The organism is Segeticoccus rhizosphaerae (assembly GCF_009192725.1).
GTDB lineage: Bacteria > Actinomycetota > Actinomycetes > Actinomycetales > Dermatophilaceae > Segeticoccus > Segeticoccus rhizosphaerae.
This window is the reverse complement of the sequence record NZ_VOHR01000441.1, coordinates 1-2,561: the sequence shown is the minus strand read 5'-3', so window position 1 is coordinate 2,561 and position 2,561 is coordinate 1. Positions and strand designations below refer to the sequence as shown.

The window sequence follows — 2,561 nt, the reverse complement described above, 5'->3', positions numbered from 1 at the left end:
ATCGGGCACGGCCTCCCGCAGCGCGGCCAGGGTGCCCCTGCCCCGGCGGGCGCGGGCACCGGTGTCCACGTCGAACTCCACGTCGACGTAGCCTGCCGCGCGAGTCATCGCCTCGACCGCGGCCCCGGACAACGGCGCTCGGCCGATGTTGGTGTGCAGCACGACGCCGGTGGCGTTGAGCAGGGGACGCAGGGAGGTGGCCGACCGTGGCAGCGACGCCACCGCGCTGCCGGCCACGTGGCTCGGTGCGATCTCCCCCCGGCGTGCGCGGTCCTGGGAGGCACGCACTGCAGCCTTCACCGAGTCCGCCCCGAGCCGGGAAGTGGCCTCGACGAGCCGCGGGTCGGCCAGCACCGTGTCGGTGCGGGGGACCTGGCGACGCGGATCGGACCGGGACACGTGCCGATCCTAGGCGTGCGACGTCCCGCGGCCTCCCGTGCCCCGCGGGCCGATGGGTGCGAAGTCCGCGGGTTCGTGGACTCGGCACGGTTCCGCGGGCCGATGGCGTGTGAAGTCCGCGGGTTCGTGGACTCGGCACGGCCGCGGGAGGGGAGCCGGGCCGGTTGGCGGAGGCGGACGGGAATCGAACCCGCCTGCGACAGATGCTGCCGCACACCGGTGTTGAAGACCGGGAGGACCACCAGGTACCTGTACGCCTCCGCCGGACACGCTAGCCGGTGTGCGGCGCGAGAGCCGCTGCGGGGTTCAGACCTGATCGCGTTCGGCGGCTGGTTATGGTCTGGGTGTATGACCACCGACACCACACCGACCTACCGGCTGACCCAGTTCGCGCACGGGGGCGGGTGCGCGTGCAAGATCCCGGCCGGTGAGCTCGAGGACATCGTCCGCGGCCTGATCGGCACACCCGGACCGGAGCTGCTCGTGGGGCTGGAGGCCGGCGACGACGGCGCGGTCGTGCAGGTGCGCGACGACCTGGCCGTGATCAGCACCGCGGACTTCTTCACCCCGGTGGTCGACGACGCCTACGACTTCGGCCGCATCGCCGCGGCAAACGCCCTCTCCGACGTCTATGCGATGGGCGGCCGCCCGGTCGTGGCGATCAACCTCGTCGGGTGGCCGCGCGACGTGCTGCCCACCGAGCTGTTGCGCGAGGTGCTGCGCGGTGGAGCCGACGTCGCCTCCTCGGCCGGCTGCCCCGTCGCCGGTGGCCACAGCATCGACGACCCCGAGCCGAAGTACGGGCTGGCCGTCACCGGCCTCGCGGATCCGGATCGGTTGCTGCGCAACGACAACGCACGCGTCGGTATGCCGATCAGCCTCACCAAGCCGCTCGGCGTGGGGGTGCTCGGCAACCGGCACAAGGCCACGGGCGAGGTCTTCCCGGAGGCCATCGCGTCGATGGTGGCCCTCAACGACGAGGCGTCCCGCGCCGCCCTCGCAGCCGGTCTCACCACGGCCACGGACGTCACCGGCTTCGGACTGCTCGGCCACCTTTACAAGATGGTCCGTGCGTCCGGGGTGTCGGCGGTGGTCGACGCGTCGGCCGTCCCCTACCTCGACGGCGCGCGCGAGGCGCTCCGAGACGGCTACGTGCCAGGCGGCACCCGACGCAACCTCGACTGGGTGCGACCGCAGCTCGAGGCGACCGTCGACGAGGACGAGCTGCTGCTGCTGGCGGACGCGCAGACCAGCGGCGGGCTTCTCGTCGTGGGGGGGCTGCCGGGGGCCCCGGTCATTGGCGAGATCACGCCCCGCGGCGCCCACGCGCTCTCCGTCCGCTGATCGTGGGGATCGACGCCGTCCTCCAAGCGGCCAGGCGAGGAGTCAGCCGGCTCACTCCGACGCAGGCCGCCGAGGCGGTCCGCGACGGCGCGCTCCTGGTCGACACCCGGACCGAGGCGCAGCGCCGCGTCCAGGGAGAGCTGCCCGGCGCCCTCGTCATCGACCGGACGGTGCTCGAGTGGCGGCTCGACCCGACGAGTCCCTACCGGATCCCTGAGGCGACCGGTCCGGACCTGCTGGTCGTCGTCGTGTGCCGGCAGGGTTACAGCTCCAGTCTGGCGGCTGCCAGCCTGCGGTCCGTCGGGCTGCATCGGGCAACCGACGTCGTCGGCGGGGTCGAGGCGTGGATCGCCGCGGGCCTGCCGCTGGCGGACGGGCTGGCCGACGTCCGGCGCTGACGGGTCCAGCCGGCAGGCACGGGCACCCGCCGCGAGCCCGTGCTTTCGCGAGTCACGCTGGCACTACCTCGCGACACGCCGCACGACACGTCGGGACGGCGTCCGCTCACCCGGGCAGTGCCAGCGTGACCTGCGGTCCAGCCACGCGCTGGGGCTCAGCGCAGCGGCACGAACCGGTAGGCCCCGTGGTGTTCGACCTCGACGTCGTTGCCCCGTCGCCGAACTCGCGTCATCCGACCCTGCACCGGCAACACCATCACGCCGCCGTCGGCGAGCTGGTCGACGAGTGGGTCGGGCAGGCGACCCGCGTCCGCCGAGACCAAGATCCGGTCGTAGGGGGCGCCGGTGGCGTGGCCGAGCACCCCAGGGGTGGCCCGCCGGACACTGGCGCCGACGACGCCGCTGGCCGCGACGTTCCGG

General features: G+C 73.6%; 3 protein-coding genes, 1 tRNA gene and 1 pseudogene. 2 read left to right on the top strand and 3 right to left on the bottom strand.

Annotation, left to right across the window (positions count from 1 at the left end; translation table 11 throughout):
• Together FRW57_RS20325 and FRW57_RS20320 are read right to left on the bottom strand one after the other, a co-directional pair.
• Positions 1–399: pseudogene (locus tag FRW57_RS20325) on the bottom strand (L-selenocysteinyl-tRNA(Sec) synthase); the annotation flags it as partial.
• Between the two features lie 165 nt (positions 400–564).
• Positions 565–660: transfer RNA gene (locus tag FRW57_RS20320), tRNA-Sec, on the bottom strand.
• 87 nt (positions 661–747) lie between these two features.
• Between FRW57_RS20320 and selD the strand changes: the two genes are divergently transcribed.
• Both selD and FRW57_RS20310 read left to right on the top strand, forming a co-directional pair.
• Positions 748–1,743: a selenide, water dikinase SelD gene (selD, locus tag FRW57_RS20315; RefSeq protein WP_137122180.1), complete on the top strand. Its 996-nt coding sequence runs from the start codon at positions 748–750 to the stop codon at positions 1,741–1,743.
• A gap of 2 nt (positions 1,744–1,745) precedes the next feature.
• The gene (locus tag FRW57_RS20310) at positions 1,746–2,141 is read left to right on the top strand and encodes a rhodanese-like domain-containing protein (RefSeq protein ID WP_338016658.1); all 396 of its coding nucleotides are present in this window, start codon (positions 1,746–1,748) and stop codon (positions 2,139–2,141) included.
• Between the two features lie 155 nt (positions 2,142–2,296).
• Here FRW57_RS20310 and FRW57_RS20305 read toward each other — a convergent pair.
• On the bottom strand, positions 2,297–2,561 hold a 265-nt coding region (locus FRW57_RS20305), incomplete at its 5' end, for a protein-L-isoaspartate O-methyltransferase family protein (RefSeq protein ID WP_420853272.1).